The 17,152-nt window shown below is 65.1% G+C and carries 12 protein-coding genes; all 12 read right to left on the minus strand.

The window, feature by feature from the left end:
• Positions 1-5 precede the first annotated feature (5 nt).
• Positions 6-395: a chemotaxis response regulator CheY gene (gene cheY / locus HOP52_RS00205; RefSeq protein ID WP_238974746.1), complete on the minus strand. Its 390-nt coding sequence runs from the start codon at positions 393-395 to the stop codon at positions 6-8.
• A 58-nt stretch (positions 396-453) separates the two neighbouring features.
• Positions 454-2,184, minus strand: coding sequence for a methyl-accepting chemotaxis protein (locus HOP52_RS00210; RefSeq protein WP_238974748.1), 1,731 nt, complete (start codon positions 2,182-2,184; stop codon positions 454-456).
• A gap of 102 nt (positions 2,185-2,286) precedes the next feature.
• On the minus strand, positions 2,287-3,348 hold the full coding sequence (locus HOP52_RS00215) for a protein-glutamate methylesterase/protein-glutamine glutaminase (protein WP_238974749.1): 1,062 nt from the start codon (positions 3,346-3,348) through the stop codon (positions 2,287-2,289).
• Between the two features lie 158 nt (positions 3,349-3,506).
• Positions 3,507-4,385: a protein-glutamate O-methyltransferase CheR gene (cheR, locus tag HOP52_RS00220; protein ID WP_275298015.1), complete on the minus strand. Its 879-nt coding sequence runs from the start codon at positions 4,383-4,385 to the stop codon at positions 3,507-3,509.
• Positions 4,382-6,577 (minus strand): methyl-accepting chemotaxis protein, encoded by a 2,196-nt coding sequence (locus HOP52_RS00225; protein ID WP_238974751.1) that lies wholly within the window; start codon positions 6,575-6,577, stop codon positions 4,382-4,384. Before HOP52_RS00225 ends, cheR begins: the two co-directional genes overlap by 4 nt.
• Positions 6,578-6,626: 49 nt before the next feature.
• On the minus strand, positions 6,627-8,819 hold the full coding sequence (locus tag HOP52_RS00230) for a methyl-accepting chemotaxis protein (RefSeq protein WP_238974753.1): 2,193 nt from the start codon (positions 8,817-8,819) through the stop codon (positions 6,627-6,629).
• Between the two features lie 105 nt (positions 8,820-8,924).
• Positions 8,925-10,727: a methyl-accepting chemotaxis protein gene (locus tag HOP52_RS00235; protein WP_238974755.1), complete on the minus strand. Its 1,803-nt coding sequence runs from the start codon at positions 10,725-10,727 to the stop codon at positions 8,925-8,927.
• 88 nt (positions 10,728-10,815) lie between these two features.
• Entirely contained in the window at positions 10,816-12,447 is a 1,632-nt protein-coding gene (locus tag HOP52_RS00240) for a methyl-accepting chemotaxis protein (protein ID WP_238974758.1), read from the minus strand.
• 108 nt (positions 12,448-12,555) lie between these two features.
• Complete coding sequence (locus HOP52_RS00245; protein WP_238974760.1) at positions 12,556-13,050, minus strand: chemotaxis protein CheW; 495 nt, start codon at positions 13,048-13,050, stop codon at positions 12,556-12,558.
• The gene (gene cheA / locus HOP52_RS00250) at positions 13,047-15,212 is read right to left on the minus strand and encodes a chemotaxis protein CheA (protein WP_238974762.1); all 2,166 of its coding nucleotides are present in this window, start codon (positions 15,210-15,212) and stop codon (positions 13,047-13,049) included. Before cheA ends, HOP52_RS00245 begins: the two co-directional genes overlap by 4 nt.
• A gap of 51 nt (positions 15,213-15,263) precedes the next feature.
• The gene (motB, locus tag HOP52_RS00255) at positions 15,264-16,211 is read right to left on the minus strand and encodes a flagellar motor protein MotB (protein ID WP_238974764.1); all 948 of its coding nucleotides are present in this window, start codon (positions 16,209-16,211) and stop codon (positions 15,264-15,266) included.
• Entirely contained in the window at positions 16,208-17,080 is an 873-nt protein-coding gene (gene motA, locus HOP52_RS00260) for a flagellar motor stator protein MotA (protein WP_238974765.1), read from the minus strand. The genes motB and motA overlap by 4 nt, the downstream gene beginning before the upstream one ends.
• Positions 17,081-17,152 lie beyond the last annotated feature (72 nt).

A 17,152-nucleotide genomic window follows, 5' to 3' on the forward strand; every position in this document is an offset into this window, starting at 1 on the left:
CGGCATCACTTGCCCAGTTTCTCGAATATCTTGTTGAGCTTCTCTTCCAGGGTGGCGGCCGTGAAGGGCTTGACCACATAGCCGCTGGCGCCGGCCTGGGCGGCCGCGATGATGTTTTCCTTCTTGGCCTCGGCGGTAACCATCAGCACCGGCAGGTCCTTGAGGGCATCATCGGCGCGGATCTGCTTGAGCATCTCCAGGCCGTCGAGGTTGGGCATGTTCCAGTCGGAGACCACGAACTCGAAGCTACCGGAGCGCAGCTTGCTCAGGGCATCCTGACCATCCTCGGCCTCCTCGACGTTGGTGTATCCCAGCTCCTTGAGCAGGCTGCGAACGATCCGGCGCATGGTCGGGAAGTCGTCGACCACCAGAAAGCTCATGTTCTTGTCGGCCATCAGGAATCCTCTCTACATATCGTGCGTCAGATGATGACGGATCGCCCGCCATCGTGATTCAGAACTCTTCCCACTCGCCTTCGGCGACGGACTCCTGCCGCGTGGCCTGGCGGCGGGGCTTGGGGTCCACTGCGGCCAGCTGGCGCGACGGGGTCGGCTGAGCGGGCGCCGCGGCGGCGCTCGGCTGACGGTCGCGCTCCGAGTGGCCTGCGCCGGTTTGTGCCGCACCATCCCCGACGAGTCGGAACACGGCCACCGCCTGCTCCAGGCGGCTGGCCTGCTCCTCCAGCGAGGCGGCCGCCGCGGTGGCCTGCTGCACCAGCGAGGCATTCTGCTGGGTCACCTGGTCCATCTGGCCCACCGCCTGGCTGACCTGTTCGATGCCGTCGCTCTGCTCCTGGGAGGCGGCCGAGATCTCATCCATGATGTCGGTGACCCGGCGCACCGCCTTGACCACGTCGCTCATGGTCTCGCCGGCCTCGCGCACCTGCTGGTTGCCATCCTTGATCTGGGTGACGGAGCCGTCGATCAGGGTCTTGATCTCCTTGGCCGCCGTGGCGCTGCGGCTGGCCAGGTTGCGCACTTCCCCGGCAACCACGGCGAAACCACGGCCCTGCTCGCCCGCCCGCGCCGCCTCCACCGAGGCGTTGAGCGCCAGAATGTTGGTCTGGAAGGCGATGGAGTCGATCATGCCGGTGATGTCGCTGATCTTCTGGGAACTTTCGGTGATCCCGTCCATGGTGGCCACCACGCGCTCCACTACCTGGCCGCCACGCTCCGCCGTTGTGGAGGCCTCCTGCGCCAGCCCACTGGCCTGACGGGCATTGTCGGCGTTCTGGCGAACGGTGGCGGTGAGCTCCTCCATGCTCGAGGCGGTCTCCTCCAGCGAGGCCGCCTGCTGCTCGGTACGCGACGACAGGTCGGCGTTACCGCTGGCGATCTCCCGGGTCCCGATATGGATGGAACCGCTGCTGCCGCGCACCTCGCCGACGATGCGCACCAGGCTCTGCTGCATGTCGCGCATGGCATTGAACAGCTGCCCCGCCTCGTTGCGGCTGCCCTCGGGAATGCGACCCGTCAAGTCGGCCTTGGCGATGGTCTGCAGGTTGGCCACCGCCTTGTTGAGCGGGCGAATCACCGTCATGCGCAGGCCGAGATAGACCAGCACCAGCACCACGGCGGCCAGCAGCAGGGCACCAAGCTTGATCCACTCGAAGCGCTCGGCCTGGGTATTAAAACTCACCACCGCCGCTTCACCACTGGCAAAGCCGTGAGCAACGAAAGCCGTCATGCTTTCGCCCAACGCCTCGCTGGGCCCCATCAGGTCATCGCGCAGGTCGTTAAACCCCGGCGTATCGAGCTGGTCAAGCGCGGTGTGCTGCGCCCGGACCATGTCCAAAACGACGGCGAAATCGCTCTCCAGCCCGTCGGACAGGGCCTGGCCGGCCTCGGTCTTGGGGGTGGCGGCAAAGTTGGCGAAACGCTGCTCGCTGCGGTCGAGCTGGTCCGCGGCGACATCGAGCATCTCGTTGGCCTGGGCCATGCGTCCCAGCATGATCTGGTTAGAGGCGATTTCCAGGTTGACCCGCGCTGCGTTCATCAGCGCGTCGGCGCGGTTGATTTCATTGAGCTGCTGAACGTTGATCTGGTTGAGCTCTGCCATAGTCTGAGCGGCCTGGCGGTCGGACAGCGCCGACAGCAGCGCCACCAGACCAATCAGCACGGCGAAGCTCACCAGGGCCATGATGACAGATACATGAATGCTGATATTGCGGATCAGTCGGCTCATGTCGGCATTTCCTCGATTTCAGGCTCGGTTTCAGGGAGCGCGATTATCGTCGTTGTTGTACTAAGCAGATCACATGACTTGGCGGGTCACCTTACCGGCGGGTCATACCCGCTGAGCCCGACCCGATGCCGCCACCAGCGACATCAGCCGCTCGGGTATCGCATCCAGGCCAATCACCTCAACGGCGCCGCCCAGGGCAATCGCCTCGCGAGGCATGCCGAACACCACGCAGCTGGCTTCGTCCTGAGCCAGGGTTGGCGAGCCGGCCTGGCGCATCTCCAGCAGGCCGGCCGCGCCGTCCTTGCCCATGCCGGTGAGCAGCACGCCGATGGCGTTGCGCCCCGCCTGGGTCGCCGCCGAATGGAAGAGCACATCCACCGAAGGCCGGTGCCGGTTGACCGGCGGGCCGTCATCCAGCCGCGCCACGTAGTTGGCGCCGCTGCGGGCCAGCTTGAGGTGGCTATCGCCGGGGGCGATATAGGCATGCCCCGGCAGTACCCGCTCGCCGTCGCTGGCCTCCTTGACGGTGATCCGGCACAGCCGGTCGAGCCGCTCGGCGAAGGAGCGAGTGAAGCCCCCCGGCATGTGCTGGGTGATCAGGATGGCCGGACTGTTGGCCGGCAGTGGCTCGAGCACGGCGCGAATCGCCTCCGTGCCCCCCGTGGAGGCGCCGATGATGATCAGCTTTTCACTGGAGGCCAGCGGCGCCTTGAGGCGTGCCGGTGCCGGGGCATCCTTGCGCCGCGCCTGCCGCGGGCGCGACTTGGCGGCAGCGCGGATCTTCTCGGCAATGTCGTTGGCGTACTCCATCATGCCGCTGCGGATGCCCAGTGACGGCTTGGCCACGAAGTCCACCGCGCCAAGCTCCAGGGCGCGCAGGGTCACCTCCGAGCCCGCCTGGGTCAGCGACGACACCATCAGCACCGGCATCGGCCGCAGCCGCATCAGCCGCTCCAGGAAGTCGAGCCCATCCATCCGCGGCATCTCGACATCCAGCGTCAGCACATCAGGGTTGTGCCGTTTGATCAGATCCCGGGCGACCAGTGGGTCGGGCGCCACGGCTACGACTTCCATGTCGGGCTGCTCATTGATGATCTCGCTGAGCAGATCGCGAATCAGCGCCGAATCATCAACGCACAGCACCTTGATCGTGTTCGATCCCAAGGCGGGCCTCCTTGTGTTCCGGGTCGCACCCGGCGACCCTCGGCAATCACATACATGAATGAGCATCGGCGGCGGCGGGGAAAACTTTACCCCTGAATCAACAGCCCAACTCGCCGTCAGCAACGCCGGGCAACGGACCCGGTGCATCTTCAGCAGGGTCAGCGACGCTCGGCGAGCGTATAGACCGTCTGGCCGCGCAGCTTGAACACCTTGCTGATATAGGAAAAGTTCTCGGAGTGGCCGGCAAACAGCAGCCCGTCGGGCTTGAGCAGTGGCGCGAAGCGCTCGAGAATTTTTGCCTGCGTCTCTTTATCAAAATAAATCATAATGTTACGACAGAATATCGCATCGAAGGGCCCCTGAATCGGCCAACTCGGCGCCAGCAGGTTCAAGGCCTTGAACTCCACCAGTGAGGCGACCTCGGGACGCACCCGGGCCAGGCCCTCGTGGCGCCCACGGCCCTTATGGAAGAAGCGCTTGACCCGCACCTGGTCGAGCTTGTGCACCTGCTCCACCGGGTAGATGCCGGCCCGGGCCCGCTCCAGCGCCTCGGTGTCGATATCGGTGGCCACCACCTTGGCGTTGGTGGCCCGGGAGCCAAGCGCCTCCAGCAGGGTCATGGCGATCGAGTAGGGTTCCTCGCCGGTGGAGGCCGCAGCACTCCAGATGCGCACCGGCTCGCGCCGCTCGCGAACATGGGCCGCCAGCAGCGGGAAGTGGTGCGCCTCGCGAAAGAAGGCGGTGAGGTTGGTGGTCAGGGCATTGGTGAAGGCCTCCCACTCGCGCGCCTCGGGCTGGCGCGCCAGGCGCGCCAGGTAGTCGCTGAAGCGCGTCAGGCCGTGATGTCGCAGCCGCTTGGCCAGCCGGCTGTAGACCATTTCCCGCTTGTGCTCGGCCAGCACGATGCCCGCACGCTGATAGATCAGCTGACGGATCTGGCGGAAATCCTCATCGGTCAGGATCAGGTCGCGCTCCATCTGGCCCGCTCCCGACCACTGGCCCGCCTCGCTGGCGGGGCCTTCCACTGGCTCGCTCAAAATGTTTCCCACTCCTCTTCGGCTGCCGCTCTCCGGTCGGTCTCGGGCTCGCTAGCGCGCTTGCTGGCGGCGGTACGCGATCGCCTAGCGGGCAGCGGGTCCTGCGGGGCTACGGAGCCGCCGGCCGCGCTGCGACGCTCGCCCCGCGTTTCCGCTGTTTCGGGACCGGCCCCACGCAGACGATACACGCCGATTTCTCGGGCCAGGCGTTCGGCCTGCTGCTTCAGTTCGGCGGCGGCGCTGGCGGTTTCCTCCACTCGCGCGGCGTTCTGCTGGGTGACCTGGTCCATTTCGGTGATCGCCTGGGTGATCTGGCCGATCCCCCCGCTCTGCTCCTCGGAGGCGGCGGTAATCTCGCCCATGATGTCATTGACCCGCTGCGAGGCCGCCACCACCTCGGACATGGCCCCCTCCGCCTGCTGCACCTGGGCGGCTCCCCCCTCGATCTCACCGTTGGAGGTGGCGATCAGGCCGCGAATCTCCTTGGCGGCATCCGCCGAGCGGCCGGCCAGGTTGCGCACCTCCCCGGCCACCACGGCAAAGCCACGGCCCTGCTCGCCAGCGCGGGCCGCCTCCACCGAGGCGTTGAGCGCCAGAATATTGGTCTGGAAGGCGATGGCGTCAATGGTATTGATGATGTCGGTCATCTTGCGCGAACTGGCGGTGATGCGTTCCATGCTCTGCACCACGTCCTGCATCAGCTCGCCGGTCTCGCGCACCCGATTGGCATTGTCCAGCGCCAGGCCGCTGGCCTGCCGGGCATTGTCGGTGTTCTGCTGCACCGTGGTGGTCATCTGCTCCATGCTGGAGGCCGTCTCCTGCAGCGAGGCGGCCTGCTGCTCGGTACGCGCCGACAGGTCCTCGTTGCCCTTGGCGATCGCGCCGGTGGCCGGCGTGACGATGTCCACGCTCTGCTTGATGGTCCAGGTGGTGGTGTAGAGGCTGTGGCGCATGACCCGCATCGCGCTCATCAGCTGACCCAGCTCACCCTGTTTCATGTCGGGCACCCGCGCCGCCAGGTTGCCGGAACCAATCTGCAGGGTGGCGCTCACGGCCTGGCGCAGCGGGCGAGTGATGGCGGCGGTGATCCAAAGCCCCAGCAGGAGCAACAGGACCAGCGCCAGTGCCATGAAGCTCGACTGACCGATCAGCATCTGACGCTGGCCACGCTCAGCCGCCTCGGCCATGCCCAGCGCGGCGAGGCGCTCCTCTTCGATCAGCCCGTTGATCGACGTCGACAAGGCACTCCCCTGCTCGCGCAGTCCCTGGGTCCGGTTGTTGAGTGCCATCATGGCGTCGAAGGATTCTTCGCCGCTCAACACCTCGGCCATGGGGGTCAGTCCCTCCCCGATATACGCCTGCAGCTGGCCATCGAACTCCGCTGCCAACGCCGTGTGATTGATCTCACGCGCCTGATACTCGCCCCACAGCCGCTCCAGGCTGACGACGATATCGCTGATCGCACCGGCATGCTGAAACCGCGCTTCGAGCACTGCCATGCGCTCCTGGCCACTGACCCGCTGATGGCCCTCGTTGATCAGCTGATCCATCTGCTGCAGCCGAATGACGTCCTGCAGGCCATCGCGGTTGAGGTCGGCGACACGCGCCCCTGAGGCCTGCAGGCCGTAGAGTCCCACCGCGCCGCTGATAGCCAGCAGCAGCAGTGAAGTCAAGGTCATCAACATCAGCTTGGCCTGGATGGTGCCCAGGTTGAGCCGCATCAAGCGCCCCACCAGGCCGCGCCGAACGACCCGACCCCGACGCAGGGTATAGCGGCCTCCCTTGCCATCACGCAGCGCTTGATAGCTACGTTCGGCCTGCTTGATCGCCTCGGGTTCGGCCTTGACGCGCACCGAGGTATACCCCTGGCACTCGCCATCCTCCATGATCGGCGTCACCGTGGCATCGACCCAGTAGTGATCGCCATCCTTGCGGCGGTTCTTCACCAATCCACGCCAGGTGTCGCCCCGCTGAACGGACTCCCAGAGATCGGCAAAAGCTGCCTCCGGCATGTCGGGATGACGAATGATGTTGTGTGGCGACCCAAGCAGCTCTTCGCGCGAAAAGCCGCTCACCTCGATGAAATCTGCGTTGGCATAGGTCACACGTCCCTTGAGGTCGGTTCGTGTGATCAGCAGGTGCTCGTCGCTGAGCGTGTACTCGCGCTTCGTGACTGGCTGATTGTTGCGCATGGCGCTTGTCCTGTTAGGTCTTGAATGAATCCCCTAAAACAACTCAACCTCAAAATGTTTCCCACTCCGCTTCTTCAGCCACAGACTGGGTGGCTGCCGCCTTGCGGGACGTAACGCCTGCACGCTTGGCTGGAAGCGGGTCATGTTGTCTCGGCAGGGCCGCGGAGTGTTCGTCCGCGCTGCGACGCTCGCCCCGCGTTTCCGCTGTTTCGGGACCGGCCCCACGCAGACGATACACGCCGATTTCTCGGGCCAGGCGTTCGGCCTGCTGCTTCAGTTCGGCGGCGGCGCTGGCGGTTTCCTCCACTCGCGCGGCGTTCTGCTGGGTGACCTGGTCCATTTCGGTGATCGCCTGGGTGATCTGGCCGATCCCCCCGCTCTGCTCCTCGGAGGCGGCGGTAATCTCGCCCATGATGTCATTGACCCGCTGCGAGGCCGCCACCACCTCGGACATGGCCCCCTCCGCCTGCTGCACCTGGGCGGCTCCCCCCTCGATCTCACCGTTGGAGGTGGCGATCAGGCCGCGAATCTCCTTGGCGGCATCCGCCGAGCGGCCGGCCAGGTTGCGCACCTCCCCGGCCACCACGGCAAAGCCACGGCCCTGCTCGCCAGCGCGGGCCGCCTCCACCGAGGCGTTGAGCGCCAGAATATTGGTCTGGAAGGCGATGGCGTCAATGGTATTGATGATGTCGGTCATCTTGCGCGAACTGGCGGTGATGCGTTCCATGCTCTGCACCACGTCCTGCATCAGCTCGCCGGTCTCGCGCACCCGATTGGCATTGTCCAGCGCCAGGCCGCTGGCCTGCCGGGCATTGTCGGTGTTCTGCTGCACCGTGGTGGTCATCTGCTCCATGCTGGAGGCCGTCTCCTGCAGCGAGGCGGCCTGCTGCTCGGTACGCGCCGACAGGTCCTCGTTGCCCTTGGCGATCGCGCCGGTGGCCGGCGTGACGATGTCCACGCTCTGCTTGATGGTCCAGGTGGTGGTGTAGAGGCTGTGGCGCATGACCCGCATCGCGCTCATCAGCTGACCCAGCTCACCCTGTTTCATGTCGGGCACCCGCGCCGCCAGGTTGCCGGAACCAATCTGCAGGGTGGCGCTCACGGCCTGGCGCAGCGGGCGAGTGATGGCGGCGGTGATCCAAAGCCCCAGCAGGAGCAACAGGACCAGCGCCAGTGCCATGAAGCTCGACTGACCGATCAGCATCTGACGCTGGCCACGCTCAGCCGCCTCGGCCATGCCCAGCGCGGCGAGGCGCTCCTCTTCGATCAGCCCGTTGATCGACGTCGACAAGGCACTCCCCTGCTCGCGCAGTCCCTGGGTCCGGTTGTTGAGTGCCATCATGGCGTCGAAGGATTCTTCGCCGCTCAACACCTCGGCCATGGGGGTCAGTCCCTCCCCGATATACGCCTGCAGCTGGCCATCGAACTCCGCTGCCAACGCCGTGTGATTGATCTCACGCGCCTGATACTCGCCCCACAGCCGCTCCAGGCTGACGACGATATCGCTGATCGCACCGGCATGCTGAAACCGCGCTTCGAGCACTGCCATGCGCTCCTGGCCACTGACCCGCTGATGGCCCTCGTTGATCAGCTGATCCATCTGCTGCAGCCGAATGACGTCCTGCAGGCCATCGCGGTTGAGGTCGGCGACACGCGCCCCTGAGGCCTGCAGGCCGTAGAGTCCCACCGCGCCGCTGATAGCCAGCAGCAGCAGTGAAGTCAAGGTCATCAACATCAGCTTGGCCTGGATGGTGCCCAGGTTGAGCCGCATCAAGCGCCCCACCAGGCCGCGCCGAACGACCCGACCCCGACGCAGGGTATAGCGGCCTCCCTTGCCATCACGCAGCGCTTGATAGCTACGTTCGGCCTGCTTGATCGCCTCGGGTTCGGCCTTGACGCGCACCGAGGTATACCCCTGGCACTCGCCATCCTCCATGATCGGCGTCACCGTGGCATCGACCCAGTAGTGATCGCCATCCTTGCGGCGGTTCTTCACCAGTCCACGCCAGGTGTCGCCCCGCTGAACGGACTCCCAGAGATCGGCGAACGCCGCCTCCGGCATGTCCGGATGGCGAATGATATTGTGCGGCGAGCCTATCAGCTCTTCACGACTGAAGCCGCTGACCTCGATGAAATCGTTATTGACATAGGTGATCCGCCCCTTGTGATCGGTGCGGGTGATCAGCAGGTGCTCGTCGCTGAGCGCATACTCGCGCTGCGTGACTGGTTGATTGTTGCGCATAGCGTTGTCAATACCCCTTCCTCAAGCGCCCTTGTCAGGGACGTACGATTTGTTATGGCGTTGTTATTTTAATTTACTTTTATCTTTTCTAATGGAGTCAACGGCCTAGAAAGACGCCCACTCCTCCTCGCTGGCCTCGCCGCGACGCGATTCGCCGTGGCGCTGGCCGCGGTTGTCGGCGCTGCTGTGCCCTTGCCGGGAGGTTGCCCCCGGGTGGGCGGAACCGGGCCGCGGGTCCGTGACCGGTGCCAGAGAGCGTCCGGCCATCCGATCCTGACCACCCGCCGATGACGACGAAACCGTGTCACCGGCACCATCTCCGCTGCCGGCATCGTCCTGGCCGGCCAGACGGAAGCGCAGCACCGCCTCGCGCAGGTGCCCGGCCTCGGCCTCGAGCTGAACGGCGGCGCTGGCCGCCTGCTGCACCAGGGCCGCGTTCTGCTGGGTGACCTGGTCCATCTGGGTCACCGCCTGGTTGACCTGGCCGATGCCGTTGCTCTGCTCCTGGGAGGCCGAGGCGATCTCATCCATGATGTCGCTGACCCGCTGCACCGCGGCGACAATCTCGCTCATGGTCTGGCCGGCCAAGTCGACCCGGGAGGTGCCGGCGTCGACCTTGCTCAGCGAGGCCTGAATCAGCTCGCGAATCTCGCCTGCCGCCGAAGCGCTGCGTCCGGCGAGGTTGCGCACCTCCTGGGCCACCACGGCGAAGCCCCTGCCGTGCTCGCCGGCCCGCGCCGCCTCCACCGAGGCGTTGAGCGCCAGGATATTGGTCTGGAAGGCGATGGTGTCGATCACCCCGATGATGTCCGACATCTTGTGGGAGCTGGCGCTGATCTCGTGCATGGTGGTGACTACCTCGCCGACCACTTCGCCGCCCTGCTCGGCGGTACGCGACGCCTCAGCGGACAGCTGGGTGGCCTGGCGGGCGTTGTCGGCATTCTGCTCCACGGTGGAAGCGAGCTGCTCCATGCTCGAGGCGGTCTCGGCCAAGGAGGCGGCCTGCTGCTCGGTACGCGACGACAGCTCGTTGTTGCCCTGGGCAATGTCCTGGGCGCCGTGATAGATGCCCTCGCTGCTGCGGCGCACCGTGCCCACGGTACCGGAGAGCCCCTCCTGCATGTGCGACAGCGAGGTGAACAGCCGGCCGATTTCATTGTTGCCGCGCTTCTCCACGGGGTGGGAGAGGTCCCCCTTGGCCACGCCCTCGAAGTAGTTCACCAGCCGGGCCAGCGGCTTGAGCACGTTGACCGTGATGCCCCACATGGCGATGACCATGACCAGGGCCGACCCCAGCAGCACAGCAAAAATGGCCAGCTTGAGCAGGTTCGCCACCTGGCTGTAGTCGGTATGGTGGGCAGCCCCGAAGGCCTGGGCCGCCTCGAAGTAGTCGGCCGCCGCTGCGTTGAAGCGCTCGTTGAGCGCCGCCGCCTGGGAATTCAGCTCCGCAAAGCCGTCGGTATCGTTGTCGACCAGGGTGGCCTGCTGTGGCCTGAGCGCCTCCGATATGAGCGCGGTGGCGCTTGCAGATATCCGCTCGACCATCGACTCATGTGCCGGCTGGGTCGGCATCGCCGCGAACGCTTCGATGGTGGCCTGGATAGCGTCGAGCTGGCCGGCAACCGCCTCGGCCTGCTCGACGCTTTCACGCAGCGCCTGCCGGTTGCGCGCATCCAGCTGCGCATCGTGGATCTGCTGCAGCTCGAGGCGCGTGGAGAGCATCTGAGCATTGGCCCGGTTGAGCGTGGATTGCTGGTCCACGTTAACCTCGTTGAGCAAACGCAGCGCTTCCTGCCCCTGGCTGACGGCATAGACCCCCAAGCCACTAAGCAACACCAGCATGCCGGCGAAGAACACCAGCACCAAACTCCAGCTGAGCCGCACGGTCATGTTGTCGATAAGCTTCACGTCGTTCCCTCATGATCGCCAGGCAAGCCGCCTGATCGTTGTTGTCGACCGGCCGGCAGCCAGCGACTGCCGCCCGCCTGCCACGCCCTCAGGCATCCACCGGCTCATGCCGCGCGCCGCGCGACCACTCGGTGTCGGCCTGCGGCAGGGGCAGGGAGCGCGGCCGCGGGTCGACAGCGGCTCCCCCGCCCGGCTGGCCAGTCATACGGAAGTGCGCCACCTGCTGGACCAGTTGGCGGCTCTGCTCGCGCAGCCGCTGGGTGGCGGTGTTGCTGGACTGCACCAGTCCCGAGTTCTGCTGGGTCATCTGGTCCATCTGGGTGACGGCCTGGTTGACCTGCTCGATGCCACTGCTCTGCTCCACCGAAGCCGACGAGATCTCGGCCACGAGGGTGCTGAGCTGCGTAATGTCGCGCACCATGCCCTGGATCACCTCGCCGGTCTCGCGTACCAGCTGACTACCGCGGGTCACCTGGTTGTCGGACTGTTCGATCAGCGCCTTGATCTCCTGGGCCGCTTCCGAGCTGCGACTGGCCAGTTTGCGCACCTCTTCGGCCACCACGGCGAAGCCGCGACCGTGCTCACCGGCGCGCGCCGCTTCCACCGAGGCGTTCAGCGCCAGGATATTGGTCTGGAAGGCGATGGATTCGATGGTGTCGACGATGCTGGTCATCTGCACGGCGCTGTCGTTGATACTCGACATGGCCTCGATGACGCTCTCCATCGACTCGCTGCCGTGCTGGGCGCTCCGTTCGGTGTTGCCGGCAAGCGTACGGGCCTGATCGGCATGCTCGGCGTTCTGCCGCACCGTCTGGGTCAGCTGCTCCATGCTCGAGGCGGTCTCCTCCAGCGAGGCGGCCTGCTGCTCGGTGCGGGTAGCCAACTCGTCGTTGACGCCGACGATGCTGTCCACCTCGTGGTCGACCTCTTCGGCGCGGCGGTTGATCTCGCCGATGGTGGACGCAAGCGAGCCACGCATGCGGTCGATATGGTAGAGCAGGCTGCTCTGGTCGCCCTTGCGCAGCTGTACGTCGGAGGTCAGGTCGCCGTCGGCGATATGCCCGACGAACTGCGCGGCATGATGGGGCTCGCCGCCCAGGCGCCGGGAAATATCGCGAAAGACGCTGGCGATCAGCAGGGTCAGCGGCAGACCCACGCCGATCAGGCGCACCAGGCTCCAGATCAGGGTGGAGAGAAACTCCTCGTTGATGTCATCGATATAGACACCGGTACCCAGATACCAGCCCCAGGGAGCGAACTCAGCGTTGAAGGAGGACTTGAGGGTCAGCTCGCCATCGGACTCGTGGGCCCAGAGGTAGTCGACGAAGCCGTCGTCATGGTGCACCGACTCGACGAATTCGGGAAACAGCCGACGCCCCTCGTCGTTCTCGAAATCGCCGACATGGGTGCCTACCGGTAGCCGGGGGTGGGCCAGGAGCTCGAAATCGTCATTGAAGACGAAGAAATAGCCACGCCCCTCGTCGTACACCATGTTGCGTACGGTGGCGGCGGCCTGGGTGCGCGCCTCCTGCTCGTCGACCTCGCCGGCGGCGACGCGCTGGGCCTGGCCCTCAACGGCGTTGAGGGCCATGTCCATGTAGTCGCGCAACGCCCCTTTGCGCTCGTCGATCATGAGCTGGCGGTTTTCCCAGGCTCCCCAGGCCACCAGCAGGATCATCGCCAGCCAGATGAACCCGAAAGATCCCCACAGCTTTTGCATCGTCGACAGTCTTAACATGCAACACCCTGATCCCGTTGGCCTAATAAAGAAAAGCCTGATTAGTTTATCTCGATCCTGCCAAAAGCGACTTGACCCCGGCCAAGGGCCCTATTCGGCCACCCGCTCGACGAGCGCCATCTCGTCGCTGGTCAGCAGCTTGTCGATGTCGACGATCACCAGCATGCGATCCTCCAGGCTGCCAAGCCCGCTGAGGAAATCGGAGGAGAGGGTGACCCCGAACTCGGGTGCCGGCTTGATCTGATCCGGCGACAGGGTCATGACGTCGGAGACGCCGTCGACGACGATGCCCACCACGCGATCCTCCACGTTGACCACGATCACCACCGTCTGGCCGCCGTACTCCACCTTGTCGAGGTGAAACTTGATGCGCAGATCGACGATCGGCACGATCACGCCGCGCAGATTGGTCACGCCCTTGATGAAGTCCGGGGCGTTGGCGATGCGGGTCACGTTCTCGTAGCCACGGATCTCCTGCACCTTGAGGATATCGACGGCGTACTCTTCGTCGCCCAGCGAAAACACCAGGAACTCACGGTTGTGGGCTTCGGCGGCGGCCATCGCCGCTTCGGGAGTCTGATTCATGATGAGGTCTCCAGCTCATTGACAGAAAAGGCTTCCAGTGAATCGGCGTCGCGCCTGGGCCGGCGCGCCTCCTTCTTGGCACGGCTCAGCTTGTGCAGGCCGGTGATATCCAGGATCAGGGCAACGCTGCCATCCCCCAGAATGGTCGCCGCCGACACCCCCGGCACCTTGCGGTAGTTGGTTTCCAGGTTCTTCACCACTACCTGTTGCTGGCCCACCAGGTCGTCCACCAGCAGCGCATAGCGGCGTCCCTCGCCCTGGACGATCACGGCGATGGTCTCGGTGAGTTCGGTCTTGGCACCCGCCACGTCCAGCGCCTCGTGTACCGCCACCACCGGCAGGTATTCGTCGCGCACCTTGAGCACCACGTCGTCGCCGGCCATGGCGTAGAGCTCCTCCCGCGTCGGCTGCAGCGACTCGAGCACCGCCGACAGCGGCAGGATAAACATCTCCTCGCCGACCTTGATCGACATGCCGTCGAGAATCGCCAGGGTCAGGGGCAGCACGATACGGATGGTCGTGCCCTCGCCGGGCCGCGACATGATCACCACATGACCGCCCATTCCCTGGATATTGCGCTTGACCACGTCCATGCCCACGCCGCGACCGGATACATCGGTCACCGCCTTGGCGGTGGAGAAGCCCGGGGCGAAGATCAGCTGCCACACCTCGTCGTCGCTCATGCTATCGGAGACGTTGAGGCCGTTTTCACGCGCTTTGGCGAGCAGCTTGTCGCGATTGAGGCCGGCGCCGTCGTCGATCACCTCGATGATGATGTTGCCACCCTGATGCCTGGCGGAGAGCGTCAGCTTGCCGGTGCGCGGCTTGCCGGCCGCCTCGCGGTCGTCCGGCATCTCGATGCCGTGGTCGAGGCTGTTGCGCACCAGGTGCGTCAACGGGTCGATGATCCGCTCGGTGAGGCTCTTGTCGAGCTCGGTGGACTCGCCCTCGGTGACCAGCTCGATCTCCTTGCCAAGCTTGCCGGCGGTTTCCCGCACCACTCGTGGAAAGCGGCTGAACACGAAATCCATGGGGATCATGCGGATCGACATCACGGCTTCCTGCAGGTCCCGCGCATTGCGCTGCAGCAGGCTCATGCCGTTGACCAGATTACCGTTGGCCGGGCCGTCGAGTTCGCTGACGGTCTGGTCGAGCATCGACTGGGTGATGATCAGCTCGCCCACCAGGTTGATGATCTGGTCGACCTTGTCGACCGAGACGCGAATCGATGTGCTCTCGCTGCCGCCGGGCTTGGCCTTGGCCTTGGCCTTGCTCTTGGGCTTGGCCGGCACCTTGTCATCCGGCGCTTTGGTCGCCGGCTGAGGCTCGGCCGGCGGCGTCGCGGATGTTGCTGCCGGCGCGGACTGGGACGACGGCTCGGCCTGGGTGGGCGACTCGCTGGGCGCTGGCGCCTCCTCGGATGCCGCGGGCGCCGCCTCGGATGCCGCGGGCGCCGCCTCGGCGCTGATCTCCAGCTGGTCGGCATCGACGATAAAGCACATTACCGCTTCGATATCGTCATCGCTGATGGTCGACTCCAGCACCACCTCGTAGCGGGTCTGATCGCCGCGCTGCTCGATCACCTCGCCAAGCTGCCCCAGTTCCTCCACCAGCAGTTCGCGATCCTTGTCGGCCACGCCCAGCAGCGCCACCACGCGACGCCCGCCGCCATCGGCAGCTGAGTCAGCAGCCTGCGACTCGGCGGACGGTTCCGGCGTCGCCGCGGGCTCCGGTTCCGGCTTGGAGGGAGGGGCGCCGCCCTCCAGATCCTGGCCGATCTCCTCCAGCGCCAGCTGCTGAAGCGTGCGGCAGATGCGTTCGAAGGCCTCCTGATCGGGCTCATCGCCGTTACGGTAGGCATCTAACTGATCGCTGAGCATATCCTTGGTTTCCAGAAAGGTATCGACGATATCGCTGCGCAGGGCCAGCTCCCCCTTGCGGGTGTGATCCAGCAGGTTCTCGAAGAGGTGCGTGGTCTTCTGCAGCACGTCGAAGCCGAAGGTGCCCGCCCCTCCCTTGATCGAGTGGGCGGCACGGAAGATAGCGTTGAGCTGCTCGACATCCGGCTCGTCCACGTCGAGCTCCAGGAGGTGACGTTCCATATCCGCCAGCAGCTCTTCGGCTTCCTCGAAAAACGTCTCATAGAAGTCCGTGATATCCATGCGCATTACCACCTGGTGTCAAAATGGGTTCCAAGCCCCGCGTTACGTCGCTTACTCGCTGCCAAGCGAACGACGCAGGCTTTCCGTGAACTGCACCACCGGCGCCAGCTCCACCTCGCTCTCCAGTCGCGAGCTCATGGGGCTAGGCGTGCCCGGCCCGCTCTGCAGGCTCGGGCGGCGGATATAGTCGGCCACATCGGGCAGCAGCACCAACAGCTCGATTCGCCGATTTACCGGGTCACGCGAATCGGTATCCGGCAGTACTACCCGGTCGGCCAGGCCCGAGACCCTCAGCAGCTTGTCGGGCTCCAATCCACCCGCCACCAACTCCCGCCGAGAGGCATTGGCACGATCGCTGGAGAGCTCCCAGTTGCTGTAGCCTCGATAGCCCCCCACGAAGGGCCGGCTGTCGGTATGACCGCTGATGCTCAGGTCATTGGGCAGCTCGTTGAGCAGCGGGGCGATCGTGCGCAGCAGGTTGCGCATGTAAGGCTCCACCCGGTCGCTGCCGATAGCGAACATGGGGCGCTGCTCGGTATCCAGCAGCTGGATACGCAGCCCCTCTTGGGTCAGGTCGAAGCGCATCTGCTGGCGCAGTTCACGCAGTTCCGGGTCGGCCTCGATCACCGTCTCGATGCGCCGCTGCAGGTCGGTGAAGAAGCGCCGCTGCTGCTCGCTGGGCCGACTGAACTGACGGGTATCGACCCGCGCCCGCTCGCCGTCACTGTGCACCGGATCCGGGCCGCCGCCGGGAATCACCTGGGTACTGCCGGAACGATCGCCGCCGGTGATGGCACTTACCAGAGGGGTACTGAAGTACTCCGACACCCCCTGGCGCTGCTCCTCGGTGGCCACCGAGAGAATCCACATGACCAGGAACAGCGCCATCAGCGCGGTCATGAAGTCGGCCAGGGCGATCTTCCAGCTACCGCCGTGATGGGCGTGCACCACCTTCTTGCGCCGAATGACGATCGGCCGCTTGCCACCGCTCTCACTCATTCGCCGACAGCGCCCGTCTTGGCGTTACGCACGTAATCCTCGAGCTCGGAGAACCCCGGGCGCTCCTCGGTAAACAGCGCCTTGCGACCGAACTCTACCGCCAACTGCGGCGCATAGCCGTGCAGGCTGGCCAGCAGAGTGATACGCATGCACTGCAGCATCTTCTCCGCCTCTTTGATCTGGCGCTCGATGCTGCTGGCCACCGGATTGATGAAGCCGTAGCCCATCAGGATCCCCAGAAAGGTGCCCACCAGGGCGTGGGCGATCATCTCGCCCATCTGATCGGGCCCGGCATCGGCGTAGGTCAGCGCCTTGACCACCCCCATGACCGCGGCCACGATGCCGAACGCCGGCATGGCATCGCCCACCTTGGCGATGGCGTCGGCGGGGATGTGCGCCTCCTTCTCGAAGGTTTCGATCTCATGGAGCATCAGCTCGTCGATCTCCATGGGATCCATGCCGCCGCTGACCATCAGGCGCAGGTAGTCGGTCAGGAAGTTCATCACCATCGGGTCCGACAAGACCTTGGGATGCTCCTGGAAGAGCGCGCTCTCCTGAGGGCTGTCGATATCCCGCTCGATGCCCAGCATGCCCTCGCGGCGGATCTTGCTCAGCAGCTTGTACTGCACCGCGAGCAGCTCCATGTACATGGCCTTGTTGTAGTTCTTGGTGCGCCGGAGCTTGGGGAAAATCTTGAAAGTGGCCTTGATCGCCTTGCCGTTATTGGCGGCAATGAAGGCGCCCACCCCGGCGCCGCCGATCATCAGCAGCTCGGTGGGCTGGTAGAGCGGCCCGAGAAAGCCCCCCGCCAGAACGAAACCGCCAAACACGCAGAGTATGACGACGATGTAGCCAACCAGAATCAGCACAACCGATATCCTTTCATGGATGCGACTTGTCGATATCACGGGTTATCGGCCACGCCTTCGCCGACTTGAGCC

The organism is Billgrantia campisalis, from assembly GCF_022341425.1.
In the GTDB taxonomy this organism is placed as follows: Bacteria; Pseudomonadota; Gammaproteobacteria; order Pseudomonadales; family Halomonadaceae; genus Halomonas; species Halomonas campisalis.

Coding starts and splice junctions, on each gene's coding strand:
- HOP52_RS00210 (WP_238974748.1), bottom strand. CDS start 2,184: ATGAGCCGACTGATCCGCAATATCAGCATTCATGTATCTGTCATCATG.
- HOP52_RS00225 (WP_238974751.1), bottom strand. CDS start 6,577: ATGCGCAACAATCAGCCAGTCACGAAGCGCGAGTACACGCTCAGCGAC.
- HOP52_RS00245 (WP_238974760.1), bottom strand. CDS start 13,050: ATGAATCAGACTCCCGAAGCGGCGATGGCCGCCGCCGAAGCCCACAAC.
- HOP52_RS00230 (WP_238974753.1), bottom strand. CDS start 8,819: ATGCGCAACAATCAACCAGTCACGCAGCGCGAGTATGCGCTCAGCGAC.
- HOP52_RS00240 (WP_238974758.1), bottom strand. CDS start 12,447: ATGCAAAAGCTGTGGGGATCTTTCGGGTTCATCTGGCTGGCGATGATC.
- cheY (WP_238974746.1), bottom strand. CDS start 395: ATGGCCGACAAGAACATGAGCTTTCTGGTGGTCGACGACTTCCCGACC.
- cheA (WP_238974762.1), bottom strand. CDS start 15,212: ATGGATATCACGGACTTCTATGAGACGTTTTTCGAGGAAGCCGAAGAG.
- motB (WP_238974764.1), bottom strand. CDS start 16,211: ATGAGTGAGAGCGGTGGCAAGCGGCCGATCGTCATTCGGCGCAAGAAG.